Source organism: Streptomyces sp. NPDC008001 (assembly GCF_042958085.1).
In the GTDB taxonomy this organism is placed as follows: Bacteria; Actinomycetota; Actinomycetes; order Streptomycetales; family Streptomycetaceae; genus Streptomyces.
Genome location: NZ_JBIBIZ010000006.1, coordinates 107,311 through 130,222 on the forward strand (window position 1 = coordinate 107,311; position 22,912 = coordinate 130,222).

Genomic DNA, 22,912 nt, shown 5'->3' on the forward strand with positions numbered 1-22,912 from the left:
CGTTACCGCAGCTCCGCCGCGTCCGCGGCCTCCGCCCCCCGCGCCCAGCCGTCCGCGTCCCGCCCCTTCAGGCGGTGCGACGTGGTCTGCGGGAAGAGCCGCTCGGCGGTCTCGCCGACGGCCAGGTCGCGCGCGGCGAGCACGGGCAGCACCTCGGGCCGCGCGTCCTGCGCCACGGCCTCGGCCGTCGCGTCCCGCACCGCCGCCGCGAGCCGCTCGCCGATCCGCGAGGCGTAGGCGATGAGGAAGGACTCGCGAAAGTCGCGGGTACGGCGCGAGCGCCCGCCCGCGTGGTGCGCGTCGGCGGCGCGGTTCATGGCGGTGGTCGCCTGCACCAGCAGGGACGTGTACATGAGCTCCACCAGCTCCAGGTCGGCGTCGAAGCCGACGACCGTGGAGAAGCAGTGGTCGGCGGACCACACGGCCTGGCAGTGGTTCGCGCCGGCCACCGCGTCCAGCAGCAGCGCCTTCGCGGACTCGTACGGGCCCTCGACGCCGATCCGGCAGGCGGCGGGCCCGTCGGCGGCGGCCCCGGCGGCCCCGTCAGCGTGCGCGGCCAGCAGCGCCTCGTCCATGGAGTGCCGGGCCATGAGCTCCTGGGCCTTGGCGGAGAGCGCCTCGGCCTCCTCGGGGAAGTCCGTGGACTCGGCCTTGGCCAGCAGGCCGCGGATGCGGCCCAGGACGCGCGGCTCGACGTGCACGCCGGGCCGGGCGTAGGCGGCGCCGGGCAGCGGCCCGACCGCGCCCGTCCGCGGCAGGGACGCGGCCAGCCGCAGTGCGCCGAGCGCGCACGCGACCGTCTCGAAGCGGCTGAGGCGCTCGCGCCGCGCGAAGTCCTCCAGGAAGGCCGCGTCGTCGTCCCACCACACCCGCGCCCGGAGCTCGTCCAGCTGGGCGGTCCAGCGCGCGGCGAGGGTGTCGGGCGCGTACCGCCGGGCCTCGGCGGCCAGCGCCGCCACGGCGAACCGCACCTCCACCGGGCCGAGCTCCCGCCGGGCGAGCCGGATGACGTCGGCGGGCTGCCATCCGCGCTCCCAGCAGCCGCGTATGGTCCCGCAGGCGGTCCGTACGAGGGCGCGGCTGAGGGCCTCCCAGCCCGCGGGCGCGGCGGCGAGGGCGGAAGCCGCGGCGTAGACGGCGTCGTCGAGGGTGTCCGGGCCGTGCGCGCGCAGGGAGGCCAGCGCGGCCTCGATGGCCTCCAGGAGGGCGACGTCCTCCTGCCGGTCCTGGCGCCGGCTGTGAGACCGGCCCTGCTGCTGCTCCTGCTGCTCCTGCCGCCCGTCCTGCTGCTGCTTCCTGCTTTCGGCCACGGGACCCTCTTCCTCGCATGACACATGACGGACCGCCGCGATACGGCGACGGGTCGACGGGGCGGCCCGGTTCCATTGTCCGTGACGCCCGTGGTGCCGGAGGTTACCGCCCAGGTCAGCGGGCGGAGGCTACAGTTCCGCAGCTCTTTGCGGAAGGTCGCTCCAGAGGCTCGCTGAAGAATCTGCCGAATCTGCAGCATCCGCAGCCGCGGAAGCTACGGAACGACCACCTCCGAGGTGGCCGACGGATACTCTTCGAGGCGGGCGCCGACGGCGCCCCCTTCGCCGGGCGCGAGCACCCGGACGCACTCCTCCGGCATCCGCGCCTGGAAGATCCCCACGGACCGCTCCGGCCGGTAGCCGAGCATCTTGTTGACGGCGCGCATCGGGCCGTTGTCGTCGGCGACGTGCGTGGCGATCTCGCGCACGGACGGCTCGCGCTCGCGGAGCACCTGCACCATGCGCAGCTTGACGGCGCGGCCGAGCCCGCGGCCGCGGTGCGCCGGCGCCACGGCCGTCTCGTACTGCTGCGCGCGGACGTCGCCCGGCGAGCGCAGGCCGACCTCCGTGAAGGCCGCGTACGTGCCGTCCGGGGCGACCGCGGCGACGGTCAGCAGGATGCCGCCGCGCTCGGTGAAACGGCTCTGGACAGCCGTGGCGCTCTCCTCGTCCCAGCGCATGGGCTGCTGGTCCAACTCGCCCCGGGGAGTGTCGGCCATCGCGTTCCGGATGCCGGCGTAGCGGGCGGCGTTCGCGGGCGAAACGGTCCCGCTCCACTCCACGAAGCGGTAACCGTCGGGGAGCGCGGACGCGGCGACCTCACCAGCCCCGCCGTGCTCCGCAGACTCCCCAGCCTCCGTAGCCTCCGTGGCATCCACAGCCCCCGCGTCCTCCGCCGAAATCCGCTGAACGTACAGCACGAGCTGCAGCGCGCACGTGAACCCCCGGTTCCGGGCGAACTCTTCGCCCGCGCTGCCCATGTCGAGCTCCAGGCTCACGGACTCCCGGCGCTCCCGCTCCAGGATCGTCTGGATCTCCTGCCACAGCAGCGTGCCGATGCCCCGGCGCCGCTGGTCGGGCCGGACGGCGAGCCGTCCGATCCACGCGGTGGTGCGGTTGTCCTCGTCCTCGAAGAGCCGCACCAGGGCGACCCCCGCGTACGCGAAGTCGCCGGCGGCGGCGCTTCCGGGCAGCGGCACCACCAGGCGGACGATCCGGCTGCGCGGGGCCCCGATCCGCAGCAGCCCGGCCGTCTCCACCCGCCCCGGCGCCGGCACTCCGGCCGGCTGGTCATGGCGGTGGGCGGCGGTGACGACGGCGTGCCAAGCGTCGATCTCGCGGTCGGAAGGGGTCTCACTCAAGCGCTCGACGCTCGCTCGCGGAAGTTCGCTCATCCTGCGCACGGTACGGACCGCACCGGATCTTGTCGTGTGGTTTTACGACCGCGACTCGTGCGGTGTCACGCGCGTGGTGTGACGACCGCAACGCAAACGCCGGGCGGCTGGTCAGACCAGCCACCCGGCGTCCGGTTGGTGCTACGGGGAATCAGGACCCGGTGGCGCTGCCCGCCACCCACGCGCTCCAGTCCATGTTCCAGCCGTTGAGGCCGTTCTCGGGAGCGATGGTCTTGTCGGGCGAGTTCTTCACCTCGACGACGTCACCGATCTGCGAGTTGGAGAAGAACCAGGCGCCGGAGGTGTTGGGGTCGTCCGCGCCCTGCTTGTCCTGCAGGCCGATGCAGCCGTGGCTGGTGTTCGCGACGCCGAAGACGCCGCTGCCCCAGTAGTTGCCGTGGATGAACGTGCCCGACGTGGACAGCCGCATGGCGTGCGGCACGTCCTTGATGTCGTACTCGCCCTTGCCGTCGCCCTTGGTGAAGCCGACGGTGGAGCCGTCCATCCGGGTCTCCTTGAACTTCTCGGAGATCACCATCTTGCCGTTGTACGTGGGGTTCTCGGGGCTGCCGGCCGAGATCGGGATGGTCTTGATGGTCTTGCCGTCGCGGACGACGGTCATCTGGTGGGACTTGGTGTCCACCGTGGAGACCTGGGAGTGACCGATCTTGAAGGAGACGGTCTTCTTCTGCACGCCCTTGACGCCCGGCGCGCCCTCGACGCCGTCGAGGTCGAGCTTCAGCGTGACGTCGGAGTTGGCCTTCCAGTACTCCTGCGGGCGGAAGTCGATGCGCTGGTCGCCGAACCAGTGGCCGACGACCTTCTGGCCGCTGCTCGAATTCACCTCGATGTGGGACTGGACGGCCTTGCGGTCCTTGATCGGCTTGTCGAAGTTGATCGACACGGGCATGCCGACGCCGACGGTCGAGCCGTCCTCCGGCGTGAAGGCGCCGATGAAGCTGTTGGTGGGCGAGACGGTGGTGAACGAGGAGTTCTCCGTGGCCTTCCGGTTCTCGGAGTCCACGGCCTCGACCACGATCTTGTACTTGGTGGAACGCTCGAGCTGCGTCTTGGGCTGCCAGGACGTCTTGTCCGGCGATATCGTGCCCTCGACCGGCGTGCCCTTGTCGGTCGTCATCTTGACGCTCGTGAGCGTGCCGTCGCTGACGGTGACCTTGGCGTTGTCGGCGGCGATGCCGGCGTTGGTCGAGCCGTCCTTCTGGGAGATCTTGATCTGCGCCTTGGAGGCTTCCTTCGCGGCCGCGGCATCGACCTTGTTCTGCTCCTTGCCGCTGCTGCTGGAGCTGCTCTTGCCGCCGCCGTCCTCGTCGCCGCCGCAGGCGGCGAGGGTCAGTACACCGCCGAGCACAGCGGCCGCGGCCACGAGAGCCTTGCGGCGCTTGCCGTACGTCATCACACGCTTCTCCATTGCTCCTGCGGCCCCTATCCCCGAGCCGAACCGTGGGGCAGCACGATTCCCGGCTACTACTTCAGGAACGCCTGCACCGGTTCGTCCGTTCCACACCCCTGCAGAATGTGGGGAAGGCCACGCATGCCGGTACCCCTCGGAGGGGCGCCATGATAGCGGGGGTCCCGGTGCGAGCGGGGCGGTTGACGGGGCCCGGGGCGGCGGGGAGCACACGGGGTCCCACGGCTTCCTCCCGGCCGTTCGTATCACTACCATCGGCTCACTGACATCGAGTCAGTCCGCGAGCAGGGGCCGCGCCGCGCCCCCGATCTCCGCCGCCTCAAGGGGGATTCGTCCGTGACCGCACGCCGACCGCTGCTGACCGCCGTCGCCGCAGGGTCGCTCCTGTGTGCGGTGTGGTTCATGCCGACCGCCAACGCGACGGTCGAACGAACGGACCGCCCGGCCGCCCGGCCCGCCCCCGCGGCCCAGCCCGCGCAGGGCGCTGAGCAGCACCTTTCCCTCGCCGACACGGGCAGTGTCGACACCACCCCCTACGTATTCGGGGGAGTTGCCTTCGTGGCGGCGGGCGGAGCCCTCGTCACCACGGCCGTGCGCCGGTCGAAAACGCAGCTCGGCCGCCGTACGGGCTGACCTCCAGCCGTACGGCGACCGAGAACGAACGGCCGGGCGGGCGTTCACGCCGGCGAGCCCGCGAACGAACGGCCGGACGGGCGTTCACCCGCCGCCGAGCCCGGTCCACGAGCCGGCGTTGTAACCCCGGGCTACGGATAGCACCAGCGAGTTACGCCCTACTCGTTGCGCGTTACGCCAGCGAACCCGTCACGGATTCCACCGCTTCCACGAGCTTCCCGGCCCGGACGAACTCCTCCGCGCGCGCCAGGTCCGGCGCGAGGAACCGGTCCTCGCCGGGCCCCTCCACGCCCGCCGCGCGCACGGCCTTCAGCACGGCCTGGGTGGCCGGCGAGGGCGTGAGGCCCTCGCGCAGCTCCACGGCGCGGGTCGCGGCGACCAGCTCGACGGCGATGACGCGGGTGAGCGCCGCCACGGCCGTACGGAGCTTGCGGGCGGCCGACCAGCCCATGGAGACGTGGTCCTCCTGCATCGCGGAGGACGGGATGGAGTCCACCGAAGCGGGGACGGCCAGCCGCTTCATCTCGCTGACGAGGGCGGCCTGCGTGTACTGCGCGATCATCAGGCCGGAGTCGACGCCCGCATCGCCCGCGAGGAAGGGCGGCAGGCCGTGCGAACGGTTCTTGTCGAGCAGCCGGTCGGTGCGGCGCTCGGCGATGGACGCCAGGTCGGCGGCGGCGATCGCGAGGAAGTCGAGGACGTAGGCGACCGGCGCGCCGTGGAAGTTGCCGTTGGACTCCACGCGGCCGTCGGGCAGCACGACGGGGTTGTCGACGGCGGAGGCGAGCTCGCGGTCGGCGACGAGGCGGGCGTGCGCGAGGGTGTCGCGGCCGGCGCCGGCGACCTGCGGGGCGCAGCGGATGGAGTACGCGTCCTGGACGCGCGGCGCGTCGTCCTGGTGGTGCCCGGTCAGCCCGGAGCCGGCGAGGACGCGCAGCATGTTGGCGGCGCTGGCGCCCTGGCCCGGGTGGGGCCGGATGGCGTGCAGCTCGGGCGCGAGGACCTTCTCGGTGCCGAGCAGGGCCTCCAGCGACAGGGCGGCGGTGACGTCGGCCGAGGTGAAGAGGCGGGCGAGGTCGGCGCAGGCCATGACCAGCATGCCGAGCATGCCGTCGGTGCCGTTGAGGAGGGCGAGGCCCTCCTTCTCGCGCAGCTCGACGGGCTCGATGCCGTGCTCGGCGAGCAGCTGCCCGGCCGGGCGGACGACGCCGTCGGGACCCTCGGCGTCGCCCTCGCCCATGAGCGTGAGCGCGCAGTGGGACAGCGGCGCGAGGTCGCCCGAGCAGCCCAGCGAGCCGTACTCGTGCACGACGGGGGTGATGCCGGCGTTGAGGATCGCCGCCATGGTCTCGACCACGAGCGGGCGCACGCCCGTGCGGCCGGAGGCGAGGGTCTTCAGGCGCAGGAACATCAGCGCGCGGACGACCTCGCGCTCGACGCGCGGCCCCATGCCGGCGGCGTGCGAGCGCACGATGTTGCGCTGCAGCTGGGCGCGCAGCTCGGGGCTGATGTGGCGGACGGCGAGGGCTCCGAAGCCGGTGGAGACGCCGTAGACGGGGTCGGGCTTGGCGGCGAGGTCGTCGATGACGCGGCGCGACTCCGCAACCGCGGCCAGCGCCTCATCGGAGACGACGATGCGCGCGGCGCCTCGTGCCACGGCGATCACGTCTTCCGCGGTCGTCCCGGCCGTCCCCACCACCACAGTGTGCATATCCATATTCAGGCACCCTAGAGACTGAATCAGTTCCTGTACATAGCCGATGGGTGGCCTGTCATGTGCAACGCGTAGGGACGCGTTCCGCATGCCTGCCGAGGCCCCCGGTCCCCGCCGGAACCGCTGCCTCCGATCTCCGCCGGGCCGCCGTCCCCGCTCCCCGGTCCCTGTCAGGGCCGCCGTCCCCGGAATCGCCGCCGCTCGGCGACCGGCGCGGCCGGCGGGTGGTCCGCGAGCCGGACGACGGGGTCGGCCGGTCCCCCGGCCCGCCCGGCCACGACCGGCCCGGTCGCCCGCGCCGCCTTCGCCCGGTACTGGGCCGCGTCGGCGAGGCGGAAGAGCCGCCGCGCGGTGGCCACCGGCCCGATCCGGTCCCCGGTCGAGGCGACGCCGCAGGCGACCCCCTCACCCAGCTCCAACGCGGCGGCCCGGCGGCACAGTTCGGCCGCGACGCCGACCACCTCGTCCGCCGCCGGACCCACCGTCAGCAGGCAGAACTCGTCCCCGCCCAGCCGCGCCACCAGCGCCCCCGGCAGCATCGCGCCGCACAGCGACAGCACCGAGCCGAAGCGCTCCAGGAGGCGGTCGCCGACCGCGTGGCCGAGGGTGTCGTTGACGTGCTTGAGGCCGTTGAGGTCGCACACCACGAGGCTGACGACCACGCCGTCCGCCATGTGCCGCTCCACCGCCTCGTCGAGCCGCGCGTCGACCGCGCGCCGGTTGGCGAGCCCGGTCAGCGGATCGGTGAAGGCCAGGCGGCGGGCCTCCTCCAGCCGCTCGGTCTGGGCGATCCCGGCCGCCGCGACGGCCGCCAGGACGGTCGCGAAATCGGCGTCCTGCCGCCCGAAGGAGGGCGCTCCGGGCGGCCGGGCCACGTACAGCTCGCCCCACGCGCGCCCGTGCAGGACGACCGGCGCGACGACGCAGCAGCCCCGGCCGCGGCGGCGCAGCGCCGCCACCCGCTCGTGCCGGTACGCCCCCTGACCGCCACCCGACTCCGCGCCCTCCATGCTCTCGACCCACGCGCGGGGCTCGGTGCCGCCGCCGGCCCACTCCTCGTGGAGGAACTCGGCGATCTCGGGAAAGTCGTGCACCGGATAGGACTCGTCCTCGGGGAAGCGCTCCTCGCCCGCGGTCAGCTCCCCCGCGTTGACCAGGACGCGCAGCCGGCCGCGCTCGCGCTCCCACACGGAGACGGCGGCGAAAGTGCCCCCCAGCGCGGCCAGCACCCGCTCCGCCGCGGCGGCCACCGTGTCCTGCGGGGTGCGCGCCGCAGCCATCGACTGCGCCAGCTCCACCACGGCGCGCAACCGATCGTCGCACTCCCCGCCTGCTGCCACCGGGCCTCACATTCCCTTGCCGAGTGCGGATTCTGCACTCCAGCCTAAGAACGCCGGGCCCATTCCGCCCCATGACGGCCGTAGTCCCCTCCTGCCGCTTCTTCCTCAGAGGACTCAGTGACCGGGCCAGCCCCTCGGGGAGTCCCTCCGAGGGGTCAGTGACCGGGCCAGTCCGGCCTGCGCTTCTCGTTGAAGGCGGCGACGCCCTCGGCGCGGTCACCGGAGAAGGCCACGGACCGCCAGGCCGCGTCCTCGACCTCCAGGCCGGCGCGCAGGTCCAGGCCGTGCCCGAGGCGCAGCGCGCGCTTCGCGGCGCGGAGGCCGACGGGGGAGTTGGCGGCGATGCGGGTCGCCAGGGCGAGGGCTTCCGTCCGGTCCTGGCCCTCCTCGGTCAACTGGTCGATCAACCCGAGCTCCACGGCCTCCACCGCCTCGACGCGCCGCGCGCTGAAAATCAACTCGGCAGCACGGGCAGCGCCCACGCGCCGCGGCAGGAGCTGCGTACCCCCGCCGCCGGGAATGACGCCGACCGACACCTCGGGCAGCCCCACGACGGCCGTGGCGTCGGCCACGATCACGTCGCACGACAAGGCGAGCTCGAATCCGCCGCCCAGCGCGAACCCGTGCACGGCGGCGATCGTGGGCATCGGGAGCTCCAGGACGCCGGTGTACGCGGCGCGGGCGCGGGGCCGCTGCCGGCTCAGGTCCGCGTCCGTGAAGGAGTTCCGCTCCTTCAGGTCGGCGCCGACGCAGAAGGCCCGCTCGTGCGTGGACGTGAGGACGACGGCCCGTACGGAGTCGTCGGCCGCAAGGGCAGTGGTGGCCTCGGCGATCCGGCCGGCCAGCTCGCTGGACACCGCGTTCATGGCCTTGGGCCGGTCGAGCACGAGCTCGGCCACGTGGTCGCCGTGCCGGCGGACCGCGATCCACTCCCCAAAACGCTGCTCACTCATGGGCTCACCCTCCGGGCCGAGGTTAACGCTGGTAAACCTACGGGCCCGATCATGCCCTGCGCGCGGCCGCCGGGGCCATACCCGGCGGACCGGAGAGCAGCAGAACCGGAGGCCTCGGCGCAGCTTCGAGCGGCTTCCGCTCGGCCGGCCGCCCCGCGCTGAGGAGCGCCGCCGCCCTCAGCCGCCCCTGCGGCGCAGGAGCCACGGCTCGACCATGCCCAGCCCGCGGACCGGCCGCTGCCACATCGGCTGGAGCGCGAACCGGTACCCATCGCCGGCCGCACCCTCCCCCGCCTCCGCGATCTCCGCCTCCGACTTCGGCGCCTCCCCGCTCCGGGTCAGCTCCTCCGCCAGCGCCTGGTCCACCAGCACGGCGTCCTTCGGCGCTATCGACGTCAGCCTCGACGCCAGGTTCACCGTCGTCCCGAAGACGTCGCCCATCCGCGTCGTCACCGTCCCGAACGCGATCCCGACCCGCAGCTCGGGCATCGTCTCGTCGTTCGTCATCGTCTCGATGAGACGCAGCCCGATCTCGGCGGCGGTCCCCGCGTCGTCGGCCGAGTACAGGACCTCGTCGCCCAGCGTCTTGATCAGCCGGCCGCCGTGCGCGGCCACCAGGTCCGCCGCCGTGGTCTCGAAGGCCTCGACGAGCTCCCCGAGCTCCTCCTCCTCCAGACGGCGCGTCAGCCGCGTGAAGCCGACCAGGTCGGCGAACCCGACGGCCAGCCGCCGGTCCACCATCTCCGCGTCGTCCTGGGCCTGCACGACCCGTCCCGTGGCGGCCGCCAGCTGCCGCCGCCACACGTAGATCAGGAACTCCTCCAGCTCCGGCAGCAGCAGCTCGACCAGCGGATACGTGATCTCCGTCCGCGTCATGCCCGGTTCCTGCGGCTCCGTCAGGCCTTCCAGGAACGAGTCGATCTGCCAGTCGGCGAGCCGCGCGGTCGTCTGCCCGGTCGACCGGGCGACCTGAACGGCCATCGGCTCGCTCAGCAGCCCGGCTTCCACGAGGCCCGCGAGCCGCCGCAGGGCCAGCACGTCGGCCTCGGTGAGCGCCCGCGCCTGCCCGATGTCGGCGAAGCCCATGGCGCGCCAGAAGCGCGAGGCCAGGTCCATGGAGACGCCGGCCGCACGCGCGGCCTGGAAGGGGGTGTAGCGGCGCTCGGCCCCGAGGATCAGCGCTTCGAGGCGCAGCGCGATGGGGTCTCCGCCCTCGTCGCCGCCGTCGTACTCCTCGACGCCACCACCGGCGGCACTCTCGACCCCGTCGGCGGTCACCGCCCGCCCCCTGTCCGATCCGTGCGCACTGCCCTGCCGATCACTGCTCGCTTAGGTTCCGGGCACAACGATACGACAGGTGTGCCGTAGCTCACTCTTCCGACGGGGCGGAGCCTCCGCCGGACCCCCCGGCAGGCCCACCGGACCCGCCGGCGGGCCGCACGTGAACGATGTCCCCGGCCCCCACGGGCTGCTGCACCCCGTCGGCCGTCGCGAGCACCAGCCGCCCGTCCCCGTCGACGGCCACGGCCTCCCCGACCAGCTCGCGCCCGCCGGGCAGTTCGGCCCGCACGTGGCGCCCGAGCGTCGCGCACCCGGCCGCGTAGGCCTCCTGCAGCCGGCTCTCCGCCGGGTCGCCTCCCGCGTCGCGCCACCGGCCGTACCACTCCTCCAGCGATCGGAGTACGGCGCGCAGCAGCGGATCGCGGTCGAGCACCTGCGCTCCCGCCAGTGCCAGCGACCCCGCCGTGGGGACGGGCAGCTCGTCGGCGCGCAGGGAGACGTTCAGCCCGATGCCGACGACGACCGCGTCCCCGGCCCGCTCGGCGAGGATCCCGCCGGTCTTCCGCTCCTCGCCCCCCACCGTCACCAGGACGTCGTTCGGCCACTTGAGCGCCGTGTCGACCACGGCGGCGCGGGACAGCGCGGAAGCCGTCGCGACCCCGGCGAGCAGCGGCAGCCATCCCCACCGCTCGGCGGGCACGCCGGGGCCGGGCCGCAGCAGTACGGAGAAGAAGAGCCCCGACCGCGGCGGCGCGGACCAGGTCCGGTCCAGCCGCCCGCGCCCCGCGGACTGCTCCTCGGCGACGAGCACCGCGCCTTCGGGCCCGCCGGCGGTGACGAGGTCGGTGTTGGTCGACCCCGTCCGCGCGACCACCTCAACGGACGTCCACAACCCGCCGGGCCGGAGCAGCCCGCGCCGCAGCGCGGGGACGTTGAGGGGCGGCCGGTCCAGATCGGACCAGCGGCTACCGGAGGGGCCGGAGGATTCGGGAGGCGTCATAAGAGCCACCATAGGAGAGGAAGCGGAGGCAAAACGGTGTGGCCAACGACGCACTGCCGCAGCGCATCCGCGCGGATACGCTACGGACCGGTAGCACCGGTAGCTCAAACGGTCGGTAGCCCGGCCACGCCGGGCCGCAGCCCGGTCATGCCGGGCCGGAGCCCGGTGGGTCCGGGCCGCAGCCCGGTCAGTCCCGTCAGCCAGCCCACCTCTGGACGAGCAGGAGCCGCATCCCGATGTCCGAGCCGGAACACGACATCCACACCACCGCGGGCAAGCTCGCGGATCTGCAACGCCGGATCGAGGAGGCCACGCACGCGGGCTCCGCCCGTGCCGTGGAGAAGCAGCACGCCAAGGGCAAGCTGACCGCCCGCGAGCGCATCGAACTCCTCCTGGACGAGGGTTCCTTCGTCGAGCTCGACGAATTCGCCCGCCACCGCTCGACCAACTTCGGCATCGAGAAGAACCGCCCGTACGGCGACGGCGTCGTGACCGGCTACGGCACGGTCGACGGCCGCACCGTCTGCGTCTACTCCCAGGACTTCACGGTCTTCGGCGGCTCGCTCGGCGAGGTCTACGGCGAGAAGATCGGCAAGGCCATGGACTTCGCCCTGAAGACCGGCTGCCCGATCATCGGCATCAACGACGGCGGCGGCGCCCGCATCCAGGAGGGCGTCGTCGCCCTCGGCCTCTTCGGCGAGATCTTCCGCCGGAACGTGCACGCCTCGGGCGTCGTTCCGCAGATCTCCCTGATCGTCGGCCCCTGCGCGGGCGGCGCGGTCTACTCCCCCGCCATCACCGACTTCACGGTGATGGTCGACCAGACCTCGCACATGTTCATCACCGGCCCCGACGTGATCAAGACCGTCACCGGTGAGGACGTCGGCTTCGAGGAGCTCGGCGGCGCCCGTACGCACAACTCCACGTCGGGCGTGGCGCACCACATGGCCGGGGACGAGAAGGACGCCATCGAGTACGTCAAGGCGCTCCTCTCCTACCTGCCTTCGAACAACCTCTCCGAGCCCCCGGCCTTCCCCGAGGAGGCCGACCTGGCGGTCTCGCCCACCGACGCCGAGCTCGACACGCTCATCCCGGACTCGGCCAACCAGCCGTACGACATGCACACCGCGATCGAGCACGTGCTGGACGACGGCGAGTTCCTGGAGACCCAGGCCCTGTTCGCGCCGAACATCATCACGGGCTTCGGGCGCGTCGAGGGCCGGCCGGTCGGCATCGTCGCCAACCAGCCGCTGCAGTTCGCCGGCTGTCTCGACATCAACGCGAGCGAGAAGGCCTCCCGCTTCGTCCGCACCTGCGACGCCTTCAACGTGCCGGTCCTCACCTTCGTCGACGTGCCGGGCTTCCTCCCCGGCACCGACCAGGAGTACAACGGCATCATCCGCCGCGGCGCGAAGCTGATCTACGCGTACGCGGAGGCCACCGTCCCGCTGATCACGGTGATCACGCGCAAGGCGTTCGGCGGCGCGTACGACGTCATGGGCTCCAAGCACCTCGGCGCCGACCTCAACCTCGCCTGGCCCACCGCGCAGATCGCCGTCATGGGCGCCCAGGGCGCGGTCAACATCCTGCACCGCCGCACGATCGCCGCCGCGGAGACCCCGGAGGAGCAGGAGGAGCTGCGGGCGAAGCTGATCGCGGACTACGAGGACACGCTCCTCAACCCGTACGCGGCCGCCGAGCGGGGCTACGTGGACGCGGTGATCATGCCGCACGAGACGCGCCGGCACATCGTGCGGGGCCTGCGGGCGCTGCACGACAAGCGCGAGGCGCTGCCGCCGAAGAAGCACGGAAACATCCCCCTCTAGGTCCCTCCAGGAGGCGCCCGGTGATCAAGGTAGTACGGGGCAACCCCACCCCCGAGGAGCTGGCCGCCGCCCTGGCGGTGGTCCGGGCCCGCGCGGCGGCGGACGACGCCGCCGCGCGCGCGGAGAACACGGAGCCGCCCCGCCCGGAGTGGTCGGCCCCGGCCCGCCGCCTGACGGCGGCCCGCATGCCCCAGGCGGGCCCGCGGGCCTGGCGCACGACCTACTGGCCGGCGTAACGCGCAACGGGCACGGAGGGAGCGGGCCGCAATCGCGGCCCGCTCCCCGCACGCGCACACTCGGTGTCATGGGCGGAAAGGAACTCCCCTCCCGGACACCGGGCGCGCCCCTGCGGCACACCGCCCCCGGCCCGGCGCGTGCCCACGCCTTCCTCCCCCGCTCGCCCGGCGTCCCCCTGGACCGCGCGACGCGGCGGGCCATGTCCGCCCGCTTCTCGTACGACTTCAGCCGCGTCCGCACGCACAGCGACGACCGGGCGGCCCGGCTGGCCGAGGGCCTGCACGCCCGCGCGTACGCGGTGGGGCACGACGTGGTCTTCGGACGCGCCATGCACGCACCGCACACCGCGGCCGGGCAGGCGCTGCTCGCCCACGAGCTGGGGCACGTGGTGGAGCAGTCGGCGGCGGGGGTGACCGCCGTCCAGTGCAGCGACGTGGCGGCGCCGGCCGCGGATCCCGAGGCGGCGCTGGGGCAGCGGCTGGTCAAGGAGTTCCCGAACGGGGTGGCGCTGGCGTTCTACGCGCCGATGCCGTCCGGCAAGGACAGGGAAGAGGCACGTAACGCGGCCCAGAAGTGGGCCAAGCGGGAGAACGCCCTGGCCGTCACGGGCGGCAAGATCGCTGCCTCGGGCATCGCGTTCGGCGCTGCGATGTCGGACACGGACCACCCTTTGAAGGAGACGGTGGTGGCGATCGACAAGCTCCTGCGATCCGCCGTCGCCAAATCCCCGCCGGACCCGGCCGTGCCGCCCGGGATCGGGCCGGGCACGGTGCGCACCCTCGCGGTGTTCGCCCATGGCACCACCAACTGGTGCGGTCTCGGCGCGATCACCACGAGGGAAGCCGCGTCGATCATCAAGGCCATCGCTCCCGCGCTCGCGCCCGACATCACCGTCGTCTTCTTCAGCTGCAACGCCGGTCGCGCTTCCGAGGAGGCGGAGGACTGGGAGAAGGGGAGCACGAAGCCCGGGGGAAAGGGCTCCCTGGCGTCCGTGGTCCGTGACGCGCTCATCGCCGAGGGCAAGGGCGGTTCCGTGTGGGGGCACACGACGACCGGGCACGTCAGCGAGAACATCGCACTGCGGGAATTCGACACGACATCCGGGCCGGGCGCCCAGGGTGCGTCCTACGTCACGCGCTACGTCTTCACGCCGTCGGACAAGATCGCAGCAACGGCCGAGCTGCTCGCCGAGATCGCCGCGCAGGGATACGACGTCGGCACCAGCGGCACCGTGGCGGTGGGTGCCGCCGTGGAGAGCAGGATGTACTACGGCTACGAAGAGGCGTCCAGGAAGCTGACCTTCGACGGGAGCAAACTCGCCGAGGTCGCACCGACGCACCCCGTCGAGGTGGGCAGGCAGGTCCGGGAGTACTGGATCACGACGTACTGGCCACGCGAGAAGAGCAAGGCAGCGACCGTCCTCGCCGGGAAGCTCGTCACCTCGGGCCAGGCCACGAAGCGCAAGCAGTAGCGCCCGCCCCCGGCGATTGAGTACGCGTACTCAGGCGCGGCCGCACCCCCCGGCGGCACCATGGGGTCAATGCTGTGGTCGGACCCTTCGAACGAACCCCCCGAGGAGCTGCGCGAGGCGCAGGCGATGCTCCGGCGGGCCGGTCTGGTACTCGCGATCGGCATGGTGATCGCCTTCGTCCTCCTCGGCCTGCACTGAGCCCACAGGAAACCCATAGTTACCGGCCCTCTGCAACCAAATCCTCCCCTCCCGCATCATGGCTAGTGAAATGCCGCGAACCGGGGAGTGCGTCACACCATGAACAAGCCCGTGCGCCACATATCAGTCTTTGTCGGCCTGCTGGTCCTGGCGCTGCTGGTCCAGGCCACCTGGGTCCAGTTCGTCCGCAGCGACGAGCTGTCGAACCACAAGGACAACAAGCGGGTGAAGATCGCCTCCTTCGCCCAGCCGCGCGGCAACATCATCGTCGGCGGCCAGCCGGTCACGGGCTCCTCGGAGACCACGGGCGACTACAAGTACAAGCGCACGTTCAAGGACGGCGAGATGTACGCCCCGGTGACCGGCTACTCCTCCCAGCTCTACGGCAACAGCCAGCTCGAGTACGTCAACAACAAGCTGCTCAGCGGCACGGACGACAAGCTGTTCCTGCAGCGCACCACGGACATGCTCACCGGCAAGAAGCCCCGCGGCGGCGACGTGGTGACGACCATCGACCCCAGGGCGCAGAAGGCCGCCTTCGAGGGCCTCGGCAAGTACAAGGGCGCCGTCGTCGCCCTCGACCCCCGCACGGGCAAGATCCTCGCCCTCGCCTCCACCCCCTCCTACGACCCCTCCGTCTTCTCGGGCAACACGCTCAAGGACCAGGAGGCGTACAAGAAGCTGGAGGCCGACAAGGACAAGCCGCTGGTCAACCGGGCGATCAAGGAGCGCTACCCCCCGGGTTCCACCTTCAAGATCCTCACCGCCGCGGCCGCCCTCGAACACGGCATCGTCAGCGACATCAACGCCAAGGGCAGCGCCCCGGTCCCGTACCCGCTCCCCCTCAGCACCACCAAGGTCCGCAATGACGTCCAGACCGAGGAGTGCGTCAACGGCTCCCTGAAGGCCGGCCTGCAGTGGTCCTGCAACAACGTCTTCCTCGACCTGGCCGACAAGCTGGGCAAGGACAAGATGCGCGAGACCGCCGAGAAGTTCGGCTTCAACAACAAGGACATCTTCATCCCCAACGGCACCGTCGAGAGCATCTACCCCAAGAACCTCGACCGCCCGCAGACCGCCCTCACCGGCATGGGCCAGGGCAGCCTCGACAGCACCCCGCTGCAGATCGCGATGATGACCGCCGCCCTCGCCAACGACGGCAAGCTCATGAAGCCGTACCTCGTCGACGAGCTCCGCGACCCGAACCTCAACACGCTGGAGAAGCACAAGCCCGAGGTCATGTCCCAGGCCGTCTCCGCCGCCACCGCGAAGAAGGTGCAGGAGATGATGGAGAACACCGCCGAGAACGGCACCGGCAAGAAGGCCCTCATCGACGGCGTCACCGTCGGCGCCAAGACCGGCACCGCCCAGCACGGCGTCAACAACGAGAAGCTCCCCTACGCCTGGTTCGTCTCCTACGCCAAGCAGGGCGACGGCTCGCCCGTCGCCGTCGCCGTCTTCATCGACCCCGACGGCTCCGGCATCGACCGCGACCAGATCTCCGGCGGCGGCCTCGCGGGCCCCATCGCCAAGAAGGTCATGGAGGCCGTGATCAAGAAGTGAGGGCGGCGGCCGGCGACCCGGCGTTGTCTACGATGGCGGACATGACCACCCAGCGCCGCCTCGTCCTCGGCTCCCAGTCCCCCGCCCGCCTCGGCCTGCTCAAGGCGGCCGGGCTGAACCCCGAGGTGATCGTCAGCGGCGTCGATGAGGACGCGCTCACCGCGCCCACCCCCGCCGAGCTGGCCCGCGTCCTCGCCGAGGCCAAGGCCGAGGCGGTCGCCGCCCGGCCGGAAGCGGCCGGGGCGCTGGTCATCGGCTGCGACTCCGTCCTGGAGCTGGACGGCCGGGCCCTCGGCAAGCCGGAGGACGCCGAGGACGCCACCGCCCGCTGGAAGTCGATGCGCGGCCGGTCCGGGATCCTCCGGACCGGCCACTGCATCATCGACACGGCCGCGGGCGCGGGCCGCCGGGTGTCGGCGACCGCTTCCACGACCGTGCGGTTCGGCGAGCCCTCCGACGCGGAGATCGCCGCGTACGTGGCGACCGGTGAGCCGCTGTACGTCGCGGGCGCCTTCACCCTCGACGGCCGCTCCGCCCCCTTCATCGAGGGCATCGACGGCGACCACGGCAACGTCGTCGGACTCTCCCTCCCCCTGCTCCGCAAGCTCCTCGCCGAGCTGGGGGTGTCCATCACGGACCTCTGGGCCTGACGGCCCCCGGTCCGCTTTCCGTACCGTCTTACATCGGCAGCAGACCGGCCACCGGAGCGAGCAGCCCCAGTACGGGGTCGAGGGCCTGGGTGGCCTGCCCCAGCTGGTTGAGCTGGTTCAGCTTGCCCAGCTGGTTCGTCGCGTCGGGGGAAATGCTGGTCGGCGGCCGCTCCATCTGCGGCGGCGGCGGAGCCATCACGCCCCCGGACTGGGCCTGGGGCGGCTGCGGCATGGGAGCGGCGGCGGGCATGGGGGCGGCCGAAGCGGCAGTGGCGGTCATGGTGAGAACGGCGCCGGTGAGAACGGCGGCAGCAGCAATGCGCTTCATCATGACCGCACCAACGAGGTCACGGCCCCTCGGTCACCATTCCTTCCGCCAGTCGGGGGGCGCACCCCAGAAATGCACGGGCCGCACTCAGCAGCAGAAGCGTGTGCACGAGCTGCGCGTCGGGCGTGGGCGCGCAGAACCACGACAGCGGCCATGTCGCGCCGTAGAGCGCGGGAATGGGCACGTAGTCGATCGCCCCGGATTCCCCGGTGAGCCGCTCGACACCTTTCGGCCAGGGGCGGCCGGAGGTGCTTCCCGGTTCCACGAGGAAGTACGTGGCGGCGCGGCCATTCGCTTCCGCGATGATCGGACCGGGCCGCCCGCAGGTGAGCATGGCCATGGCATTGGCCAGCCGGCGCCCGTCGCTGCCGCGGACCCGGACGGCGTCGAAGTGGACGCCGGCTTTGCGGAGTTGGTGACCGGTGGGGGGTAGCCAGTCGATTTCGGTCACGTGACCTTGCCTGTTCATGTGACGAGCATCACCGACGGCCGCTAGGTTTTCCATCACGGAGCGTGGACGTTCACTAACGGTGCGCTGTAGTCGAACGCGCCTTGAGTGCAGTTGAGTCGAGTGGAAGCGGGGGCCGGGGAATGGCGAGTCAGGAGAACAAGGACCGGGCGACGACAGCGGCACAACTCACCTCCGACATCGTGCGACTGCTGCGCAAGATGTCGGGCATGACCCAGGAGGAGCTGGGCGCCCAGATCGGTTACACGGGGTCGGCGATCAGCGCACTTGAGACAGGCGCACAGCCTGCGACCGAGAAGATGCTGGACGGTCTGGAGAAGACCATCGGCTGCGGGATGGGCATCCTCACTACGGCGAAGAAGTACGTGCGGCTGGACAAGTACCCAACCTTCTTCAAGGACTTCGCGCGCCTTGAGCAGCAGGCGCTGACCTTGCTCTCGTTCGAGACCTTCCTGGTGAACGGACTGTTCCAGACCGAGGAGTACGCGCGGGCGCTTATCGGTGGCGGATACCCGCCCCTGCCCGACCACATGGTGGAGGAACTGGTCGAAGCACGGATGGCTCGCAAGGCAATCTTCGATCGCGACCCGATGCCACTGATCGAGCTCATTCTCGAAGAGGCGATTCTTCGAAGGCCACTCGGCGGTTGGGACATCATGCGCAACCAGCTGAAGCATCTTCTCGAATGTGCCGAACGCCCGAACGTCACCATTCAAGTGCTGCCACTGGACCGCGGCCTGCGGGGAGCGCACGCTGGAGTACGAGGGCCCATGAAACTAGTGCAGACGCCGGATCACCGGATGATGGTGTACCTGGAAGTGCAGGACACCAGCAACCTGTTGAGCGAACCTGCCGAGGTAACCCGGCACTTCCACCGTTATGCGATGATCCGCGCACAGGCCCTCGGCCCGGATGAATCACTCGGCCTCATTGAGCGGTTGGCAGGAGAGCTATGAGCGCACCCTTGCAGTGGCAGAAGTCCACCTACAGCAGCGACAACGGGGGCGACTGCGTCGAAGTCGCCAGACACCCCAACCGATCCCCCGTCCACATACGCGACTCCAAGAACCCCGCCGGTCCCACCCTCACCATCGCCCCCGGCGCCTGGTCAACGTTCCTCAGCTACGCGACGCGATGACGTTGTCAGGGCCGTCCAGCCAAACCCACTGCCCCGCACGGTCGACGGTGAGTCCGGCGCGGTCGCGGCCGGGGCGGCCGTACCGCTCCCACTGCCGGTAGCCCGCTTCCACCTCGTCCCAGAGCCGCCGGGACCCGTACTGCTCGACCTCGTACTCGGCCTGATCGCCCGGGACGTACTCGGCGGTCGCCCAGGACTGCTTGTCGTGGGCGAAGAGCCAGAGGGTGGCTTCGCCGCTGCCGTCCTCGGCTTTGCCGACGAAGTGCCAGGCGTCGGGGACGGCCAGGTCGACGTAGAAGAGGGCGTCAGGGTCATCGGTGACATCCAGTGGGCAGACGGTGGTGCGGCCCGTCTCCCCGTCGTCCTCATGGTGAAGGAAGTCCCGTAGGCGCCCTCCGCCGCCGGGGCGGCTGCGTGTGTGCATGAACGCAGGGTTGCCGGTGAAGCGGCCTTCGGCCCGTCCACCGGAGACATCGAGGACGGCGTAGCTGTAGTGGAACAGGCCGCCGCCCCACGGTGCGACGATCCGGCCGCTGGGGGCCTGCTCGACCCAGGCGTACGGGATCTGCGGCACGGTGTAGGTGGCGAGCACGCGGTCGTACGGGGCGCTCTGGGGGCATCCTTCTTCGGCGTTGCCGCACAGGACGCGGGGGGTGAAGCCGGCGCGGGCGAGGTTGTCCTCGGCCTGTTTGGCGATGCGCGGATCCACGTCCATGGTGGTGACGCGGCCGGTTCCGAGACGGTGGCAGAGCCAGGCCGCGTTGTACCCGGTGCCGGCGCCGGCTTCGAAGACCGTATGTCCCTCGTGCACGTCCAGCAGGCCGAGCATGTCGAGCATGACGGTCGGCATGGAACTGGAGGATGTGGGGCGCTGATAGGCGTCCTCGCCGAGGTCGGCGCCCTCGTTGACCTGGGTGATGAGTGGCAGGTCCGCGTAGACGGCCCAGGCCCAGCGCGCCGGATTCTCGGAGCGGTCGAACCGGGCCCGCCACCCGCCGGGGGGGGCTCGCCCGATACCGTGCAGGTGCCGGGCGGGCGTCCGCAAGAGGACAGATCCGTGTCGGACTCAACTGTCGCCAGTGGTTGAGAAACACCGGCCCCTGCACACCCCAGGGGTCCGTCGCGCGGCTTCCGGTCTCGTAGGGGCGGAGGTCAGAACAGGCTGGCAGCAGGGGGAGGGGTGCGGGGCGCGGCTCCGTCGGGTGTCCGGCGCTCGTGGGTGCTTGGCCGCCGTACTCGTGCCGTCACGGACGCGGGCGCGTGAGGAGACCTTGCGCATAGACCTGGGCTGGCGGGGAGCGGGCTGCTGCCGCGATGTGGCGGGGGCCGGTGGGGGCGCTTCGCTCAGCGCGGGTACGTGGTGGCCGGGCGGCCGGGTGCGGGTGGGTGGGGGTTGACGGCCCGGAAATCCACCGGCTCGGGGGTGCGTACGGCGGATAAGTGGTCCCGGAACCACACCCCAGGAACAGCCGCCCGCTCAGCCACAGCGGTGGCGAGCTGAGCGAAGCGCCCACGACGGGCCCAGACACATCGCGGCAGCAGCCAGCTCCCCCTCAGCCACATCCCATGCGCAAGGTCTCCTCACGCACCCGCATCCGCGACGGCGCGAGTACGGCGGCCAACACCCCACCCACCTCAGACAAAAGCCACCGAACCCGCACCCCCACCCCTCCCCCCGCTGCCAGCCTGTTCTGACCCGCACCCAACCCACGGAACCGCACCACCAGGACACCCCCGGCAACATCCCCGGCAACAACCCCGCCCCCGTCAAGTTTTCTCGGACATGTCAAGGCGCATATTCCGGTAGAGCCAACGACTCCACCCCCGAGGAGCGAGGAGCCAGCCATGCCGAGAATTCTGATCACGACGGGCGACGCCGCCGAGGACCTGGAGGTCCTGTACCCGTACCAGCGCCTGCTGGAGGAGGGGTACGAGGTGGACATCGCCGCTCCCACCGTGAAGCAGCTGCAGTTCGTCGTGCACGACTTCGTGGCGAGTTTCGACACGTACACGGAGAAGCTCGGGCACAGCTGGCCCGCGGACGTCGCGCTCGCGAACGTGAATCCGGCGGACTACGCCGCGGTGGTCATCCCCGGTGGCCGTGCGCCGGAGTTCCTGCGGCTGGATCCGGACTTCCAGCGGATCATCAAGTGGTTCTTCGCGCACAACAGGCCCATCGCCCACATCTGCCACGCCGTGACCGCCCTGACGCCGCTCGGCGTCCTCAAGGGCCGCCGCACCGCTGCCTGGCCCGCCTGCAGGCCGGACGTCCAGCTGGCGGGGGGCACGTTCGTGGACGCCGAGGCGGTCGTGGACGGGAACATGGTGTCCGCGCGGGCGTGGAACGACCAGCCCGCGTGGATGCGCGCCTTCGTGGAGCTGCTCCGGGAGAAAGCGCCGGTCAAGGGCTAGGCCCCGGCACCGGCGGGGGTTCCCTGTGCGAGGCTGGTGGGTCCGCCGACCCCGCCCGAAGGGAACCCCGTACCGCCATGTCCCGATCCGTGGACCGCGCCCTGGACGTACTGGACGCCGTGGCCGCGGCGAGCGCCCCCGTCCAGGCCAAGGCGCTCGCGCGTCGGCTCGGCTGCGGCCTGTCCACGGTGTACGAGATCCTCGGGACGCTCACGGAGCGCGGCCATCTGGTCAGGACGGCGGGCGGGTACACGCTCGGCTACCGCGTACCCGCCCTGCACCAGGCGTTCCAGCGCCAGATGCAGCTGGACGACGCCGTGCAGGCGCTCCTGCTGAGGGCGCGGCGCGAGGCGGGCGCGGACGTGTACTTCAGCACCTACCGCAACGGGGACATCGCCGTCCTCGCGGGGAACGCCGCCGAGCCGTCGACGGGCGGCTTCGGGGTGGGCCGGGACCTGGACGGGCACGCCACCGCCCACGGCAAGATGCTGCTCTCGACGCTCCCCCGGGCCGCCCGCATGCGCTACCTCACGGCCACCGGGATGCGGGCGATCACGCCGCGGACGATCACGTCGCCGGACCGCCTCGACGTGGAGCTGCGGCGGGTGCGGCGGGAGGGGGTCGCCGTGGAGGTGGAGGAGTGCGCGCCGGGAGTGGCGTGCGTGGCGGTCCCCGTGCCGGCCGCGGCGGGCGCACCGGGCGCACCGGCGGTCGTACGGGGAGGCCGCCGCGGCGCGCTGACGGCCGTGTCGGCGGCCCTGCCGCTGGAGGACTTCCACCGCCGCAAGCGGGAGCTGACCGGCACGCTGCGCCACGTGGCGGCGGAAGCGGCCAAGTTGGCCGCCCGTCAGCGCGGGGCGGCGGCCTCCACCGGCTGAGCCCAGCGCTCCGGGTCGTAGGCCATCAGCGTGCTGACGATCAGGGCGAGGACGGCCATGACGGCCGCGAACGCGCCCCAGCCGACGAGGGCGACGCAGAACGCGCCCAGCAGGCCGTGCACGACGCCGCAGGTGATCAGCAGGATCCTGGCCGCCGTACGGGGCGGGCGGTCGCGGAGGGCGGCGCGGAGGGCGACGACGGCGCAGAGCAGCAGGTAGAGGGCGAAGAGGGCGCCGACGATCCACGCGGCGACGGCCATGAGGCCGGGGTCGCTGCCCGCGAGGGACATGTGCTGGCGGCGGACGACGACGCCGAGGATCCAGTTGATCAGGGCGATGCCCAGGCCCTCGACGACGAGGGCGAGCGCGGTGGCGCCGGCGACGGGCCGGCGGAACCGGGTGGTCATGCCTCACCCCCTGCTCCCGCCCCCGGCGGGTGATGGCTGCGAGCGATTCCGTTGGTTACCGCGGGTACGACGTTAGGGAGGACGCTACTCACGGGTAGATCCGGGGGCAAGGGGACCGGCCGAGGACGCGCCGGGCCGCGCTCGGATCCCGCCCGAATCCCGCCCGGATCCGCACACAGGTTCACGACCGGCCCGCGGGGCCCGTGCCCGCGGATCTCGCACACGCAAACTTTGGGCCACCCGTTCGTAGGGACTCAACAAAGAAAGCCGCATCCCGCGCG

Annotated in this window: 23 protein-coding genes; 11 read left to right on the top strand and 12 right to left on the bottom strand. The window is 71.9% G+C overall.

Features of this window, described 5'->3' with window-relative positions:
• Positions 1 to 2: 2 nt before the first annotated feature.
• The 3 genes from ACFZCD_RS17110 to ACFZCD_RS17120 form a co-directional block, all read right to left on the bottom strand.
• Complete coding sequence (locus ACFZCD_RS17110; protein ID WP_391831518.1) at positions 3 to 1,310, bottom strand: DUF2786 domain-containing protein; 1,308 nt, start codon at positions 1,308 to 1,310, stop codon at positions 3 to 5.
• 215 nt (positions 1,311 to 1,525) lie between these two features.
• The gene (locus ACFZCD_RS17115) at positions 1,526 to 2,704 is read right to left on the bottom strand and encodes a GNAT family N-acetyltransferase (protein ID WP_391831519.1); all 1,179 of its coding nucleotides are present in this window, start codon (positions 2,702 to 2,704) and stop codon (positions 1,526 to 1,528) included.
• A gap of 151 nt (positions 2,705 to 2,855) precedes the next feature.
• Positions 2,856 to 4,133, bottom strand: coding sequence for an Ig-like domain-containing protein (locus ACFZCD_RS17120; protein WP_391831521.1), 1,278 nt, complete (start codon positions 4,131 to 4,133; stop codon positions 2,856 to 2,858).
• A 336-nt stretch (positions 4,134 to 4,469) separates the two neighbouring features.
• Between ACFZCD_RS17120 and ACFZCD_RS17125 the strand changes: the two genes are divergently transcribed.
• Entirely contained in the window at positions 4,470 to 4,766 is a 297-nt protein-coding gene (locus ACFZCD_RS17125) for a hypothetical protein (RefSeq protein WP_391831523.1), read from the top strand.
• Between the two features lie 172 nt (positions 4,767 to 4,938).
• On the opposite strand, the gene hutH is transcribed toward ACFZCD_RS17125, so the two are convergent.
• The 5 genes from hutH to ACFZCD_RS17150 all read right to left on the bottom strand — a co-directional run bounded on the left by hutH (position 4,939) and on the right by ACFZCD_RS17150 (position 11,054).
• The gene (gene hutH / locus ACFZCD_RS17130; protein WP_391831524.1) at positions 4,939 to 6,483 is read right to left on the bottom strand and encodes a histidine ammonia-lyase; all 1,545 of its coding nucleotides are present in this window, start codon (positions 6,481 to 6,483) and stop codon (positions 4,939 to 4,941) included.
• A 167-nt stretch (positions 6,484 to 6,650) separates the two neighbouring features.
• Entirely contained in the window at positions 6,651 to 7,760 is a 1,110-nt protein-coding gene (locus ACFZCD_RS17135; protein ID WP_391832231.1) for a GGDEF domain-containing protein, read from the bottom strand.
• A gap of 215 nt (positions 7,761 to 7,975) precedes the next feature.
• Positions 7,976 to 8,773 (bottom strand): enoyl-CoA hydratase/isomerase family protein, encoded by a 798-nt coding sequence (locus ACFZCD_RS17140; protein WP_391831526.1) that lies wholly within the window; start codon positions 8,771 to 8,773, stop codon positions 7,976 to 7,978.
• Between the two features lie 177 nt (positions 8,774 to 8,950).
• Positions 8,951 to 10,051: an adenylate/guanylate cyclase domain-containing protein gene (locus tag ACFZCD_RS17145; protein ID WP_391831528.1), complete on the bottom strand. Its 1,101-nt coding sequence runs from the start codon at positions 10,049 to 10,051 to the stop codon at positions 8,951 to 8,953.
• Between the two features lie 91 nt (positions 10,052 to 10,142).
• Complete coding sequence (locus ACFZCD_RS17150; RefSeq protein ID WP_391831530.1) at positions 10,143 to 11,054, bottom strand: biotin--[acetyl-CoA-carboxylase] ligase; 912 nt, start codon at positions 11,052 to 11,054, stop codon at positions 10,143 to 10,145.
• A 236-nt stretch (positions 11,055 to 11,290) separates the two neighbouring features.
• Here ACFZCD_RS17150 and ACFZCD_RS17155 point away from each other — a divergent pair, with 236 nt between their 5' ends.
• The 6 genes from ACFZCD_RS17155 to ACFZCD_RS17180 all read left to right on the top strand — a co-directional run bounded on the left by ACFZCD_RS17155 (position 11,291) and on the right by ACFZCD_RS17180 (position 16,999).
• Positions 11,291 to 12,880: an acyl-CoA carboxylase subunit beta gene (locus ACFZCD_RS17155; protein WP_391831532.1), complete on the top strand. Its 1,590-nt coding sequence runs from the start codon at positions 11,291 to 11,293 to the stop codon at positions 12,878 to 12,880.
• Positions 12,881 to 12,900: 20 nt separating this feature from the next.
• Positions 12,901 to 13,116 carry an acyl-CoA carboxylase epsilon subunit gene (locus ACFZCD_RS17160; protein WP_391831534.1) on the top strand — a complete coding sequence of 72 codons (216 nt, stop codon included), beginning with the start codon at positions 12,901 to 12,903 and terminating at the stop codon, positions 13,114 to 13,116.
• Between the two features lie 68 nt (positions 13,117 to 13,184).
• Positions 13,185 to 14,588, top strand: coding sequence for a DUF4157 domain-containing protein (locus tag ACFZCD_RS17165; RefSeq protein ID WP_391831536.1), 1,404 nt, complete (start codon positions 13,185 to 13,187; stop codon positions 14,586 to 14,588).
• Between the two features lie 69 nt (positions 14,589 to 14,657).
• Positions 14,658 to 14,786, top strand: coding sequence for a morphogenic membrane protein MmpB (gene mmpB / locus ACFZCD_RS17170; protein ID WP_391831538.1), 129 nt, complete (start codon positions 14,658 to 14,660; stop codon positions 14,784 to 14,786).
• A gap of 99 nt (positions 14,787 to 14,885) precedes the next feature.
• Complete coding sequence (locus ACFZCD_RS17175) at positions 14,886 to 16,349, top strand: peptidoglycan D,D-transpeptidase FtsI family protein (protein ID WP_391831540.1); 1,464 nt, start codon at positions 14,886 to 14,888, stop codon at positions 16,347 to 16,349.
• 32 nt (positions 16,350 to 16,381) lie between these two features.
• A complete protein-coding gene (locus ACFZCD_RS17180) occupies positions 16,382 to 16,999 on the top strand; it encodes a nucleoside triphosphate pyrophosphatase (protein ID WP_391831542.1) in 618 nt (205 codons plus the stop codon).
• A gap of 28 nt (positions 17,000 to 17,027) precedes the next feature.
• Here the strand turns inward: ACFZCD_RS17180 and ACFZCD_RS17185 are convergent, their stop codons facing one another.
• Both ACFZCD_RS17185 and ACFZCD_RS17190 read right to left on the bottom strand, forming a co-directional pair.
• Complete coding sequence (locus ACFZCD_RS17185) at positions 17,028 to 17,330, bottom strand: hypothetical protein (RefSeq protein ID WP_391831544.1); 303 nt, start codon at positions 17,328 to 17,330, stop codon at positions 17,028 to 17,030.
• Positions 17,331 to 17,346: 16 nt separating this feature from the next.
• Positions 17,347 to 17,778 carry a hypothetical protein gene (locus ACFZCD_RS17190; RefSeq protein ID WP_391831546.1) on the bottom strand — a complete coding sequence of 144 codons (432 nt, stop codon included), beginning with the start codon at positions 17,776 to 17,778 and terminating at the stop codon, positions 17,347 to 17,349.
• A 140-nt stretch (positions 17,779 to 17,918) separates the two neighbouring features.
• Between ACFZCD_RS17190 and ACFZCD_RS17195 the strand changes: the two genes are divergently transcribed.
• Together ACFZCD_RS17195 and ACFZCD_RS17200 are read left to right on the top strand one after the other, a co-directional pair.
• Complete coding sequence (locus tag ACFZCD_RS17195) at positions 17,919 to 18,752, top strand: helix-turn-helix transcriptional regulator (protein WP_391831548.1); 834 nt, start codon at positions 17,919 to 17,921, stop codon at positions 18,750 to 18,752.
• Positions 18,749 to 18,934 (top strand): DUF397 domain-containing protein, encoded by a 186-nt coding sequence (locus tag ACFZCD_RS17200; protein WP_391831550.1) that lies wholly within the window; start codon positions 18,749 to 18,751, stop codon positions 18,932 to 18,934. Before ACFZCD_RS17195 ends, ACFZCD_RS17200 begins: the two co-directional genes overlap by 4 nt.
• Here ACFZCD_RS17200 and ACFZCD_RS17205 read toward each other — a convergent pair.
• A complete protein-coding gene (locus ACFZCD_RS17205; RefSeq protein ID WP_391831552.1) occupies positions 18,915 to 19,979 on the bottom strand; it encodes a methyltransferase domain-containing protein in 1,065 nt (354 codons plus the stop codon). The genes ACFZCD_RS17200 and ACFZCD_RS17205 overlap by 20 nt on opposite strands.
• Positions 19,980 to 20,779: 800 nt before the next feature.
• Here ACFZCD_RS17205 and ACFZCD_RS17210 point away from each other — a divergent pair.
• Positions 20,780 to 21,346 carry a DJ-1/PfpI family protein gene (locus ACFZCD_RS17210; RefSeq protein WP_391831554.1) on the top strand — a complete coding sequence of 189 codons (567 nt, stop codon included), beginning with the start codon at positions 20,780 to 20,782 and terminating at the stop codon, positions 21,344 to 21,346.
• Between the two features lie 77 nt (positions 21,347 to 21,423).
• A complete protein-coding gene (locus ACFZCD_RS17215; RefSeq protein ID WP_391831556.1) occupies positions 21,424 to 22,224 on the top strand; it encodes an IclR family transcriptional regulator in 801 nt (266 codons plus the stop codon).
• Here the strand turns inward: ACFZCD_RS17215 and ACFZCD_RS17220 are convergent.
• Positions 22,194 to 22,631: a hypothetical protein gene (locus tag ACFZCD_RS17220; protein WP_391831558.1), complete on the bottom strand. Its 438-nt coding sequence runs from the start codon at positions 22,629 to 22,631 to the stop codon at positions 22,194 to 22,196. The two genes, ACFZCD_RS17215 and ACFZCD_RS17220, sit on opposite strands and share 31 nt — an antisense overlap.
• Between the last annotated feature and the right edge of the window lie 281 nt (positions 22,632 to 22,912).

Bases quoted from the DNA above. Each gene is read 5' to 3' on its own strand.
- ACFZCD_RS17115 (WP_391831519.1), bottom strand. From the start codon at position 2,704: ATGAGCGAACTTCCGCGAGCGAGCGTCGAGCGCTTGAGTGAGACCCCT.
- ACFZCD_RS17120 (WP_391831521.1), bottom strand. From the start codon at position 4,133: ATGGAGAAGCGTGTGATGACGTACGGCAAGCGCCGCAAGGCTCTCGTG.
- hutH (WP_391831524.1), bottom strand. From the start codon at position 6,483: ATGGATATGCACACTGTGGTGGTGGGGACGGCCGGGACGACCGCGGAA.
- ACFZCD_RS17135 (WP_391832231.1), bottom strand. From the start codon at position 7,760: ATGGCTGCGGCGCGCACCCCGCAGGACACGGTGGCCGCCGCGGCGGAG.
- ACFZCD_RS17140 (WP_391831526.1), bottom strand. From the start codon at position 8,773: ATGAGTGAGCAGCGTTTTGGGGAGTGGATCGCGGTCCGCCGGCACGGC.
- ACFZCD_RS17150 (WP_391831530.1), bottom strand. From the start codon at position 11,054: ATGACGCCTCCCGAATCCTCCGGCCCCTCCGGTAGCCGCTGGTCCGAT.
- ACFZCD_RS17155 (WP_391831532.1), top strand. From the start codon at position 11,291: ATGTCCGAGCCGGAACACGACATCCACACCACCGCGGGCAAGCTCGCG.
- ACFZCD_RS17165 (WP_391831536.1), top strand. From the start codon at position 13,185: ATGGGCGGAAAGGAACTCCCCTCCCGGACACCGGGCGCGCCCCTGCGG.
- mmpB (WP_391831538.1), top strand. From the start codon at position 14,658: ATGCTGTGGTCGGACCCTTCGAACGAACCCCCCGAGGAGCTGCGCGAG.
- ACFZCD_RS17175 (WP_391831540.1), top strand. From the start codon at position 14,886: ATGAACAAGCCCGTGCGCCACATATCAGTCTTTGTCGGCCTGCTGGTC.
- ACFZCD_RS17180 (WP_391831542.1), top strand. From the start codon at position 16,382: ATGGCGGACATGACCACCCAGCGCCGCCTCGTCCTCGGCTCCCAGTCC.
- ACFZCD_RS17185 (WP_391831544.1), bottom strand. From the start codon at position 17,330: ATGATGAAGCGCATTGCTGCTGCCGCCGTTCTCACCGGCGCCGTTCTC.
- ACFZCD_RS17195 (WP_391831548.1), top strand. From the start codon at position 17,919: ATGGCGAGTCAGGAGAACAAGGACCGGGCGACGACAGCGGCACAACTC.
- ACFZCD_RS17200 (WP_391831550.1), top strand. From the start codon at position 18,749: ATGAGCGCACCCTTGCAGTGGCAGAAGTCCACCTACAGCAGCGACAAC.
- ACFZCD_RS17210 (WP_391831554.1), top strand. From the start codon at position 20,780: ATGCCGAGAATTCTGATCACGACGGGCGACGCCGCCGAGGACCTGGAG.
- ACFZCD_RS17215 (WP_391831556.1), top strand. From the start codon at position 21,424: ATGTCCCGATCCGTGGACCGCGCCCTGGACGTACTGGACGCCGTGGCC.
- ACFZCD_RS17220 (WP_391831558.1), bottom strand. From the start codon at position 22,631: ATGACCACCCGGTTCCGCCGGCCCGTCGCCGGCGCCACCGCGCTCGCC.